The following is a 535-nucleotide window of genomic DNA, read 5'->3' as shown; positions in this document are numbered from 1 at the left end:
CTCCTGCACCGCCGCCGCCAGCCCGTCCAGGCCGCGACGGAAGTCGACCGGACGGGTCGCCATGTAGATCTTCAGATCGGCACCCGGTGCAATCATCGCGAGGCCCGCACCGCACGGATCACCTGCGCCAGATGCTCGAGGTCAACCGCCGTTCGGATCACCATGTCGTCGATCACGATTTCCACCTTCGCTGGCGCCGACTTCGGTGACCTCATCGTCCGCTGAGGCGCCGATGGTTCTTCCAGGTGGCGTCGCCTTAACTTGGGTTGGGCACGGGATGCCCCCCGATGTGGCCTCTTCACGCGGCTGTCGACAAAGCGATTTGCCTCCAGGCAGCCATAGCGGCGGCTCGAATGTCGCGGTGATCGGCGGCTATCAGATGTTTCCGGTGAAGATTGAAGAGGTTGGCGATCGGGCCATGGATGGAAACGAAGCGCTGGCATTGTCGTGCCGACTTGAACCGGATCATACCTCGTTCTCGCCGTCGAACTGCCAGATGAGAATTCTCCGCTCGGTTATTCAGCCCCTTATGCGA

At 61.9% G+C, this 535-nt stretch carries 1 pseudogene; it reads right to left on the bottom strand.

The features are described 5' to 3' along the window. Nucleotides 1-298: 298 nt before the first annotated feature. Nucleotides 299-535 (bottom strand): annotated as a pseudogene (locus tag CKW40_RS42435) (IS6 family transposase); the annotation flags it as partial.

Origin of the sequence: Mesorhizobium carmichaelinearum (genome assembly GCF_900199455.1) — a bacterium.
Taxonomy (GTDB): domain Bacteria; phylum Pseudomonadota; class Alphaproteobacteria; order Rhizobiales; family Rhizobiaceae; genus Mesorhizobium; species Mesorhizobium carmichaelinearum.
Note: the sequence above shows the minus strand (reverse complement) of the source record. Positions and strands in the feature narration are given on the sequence as shown.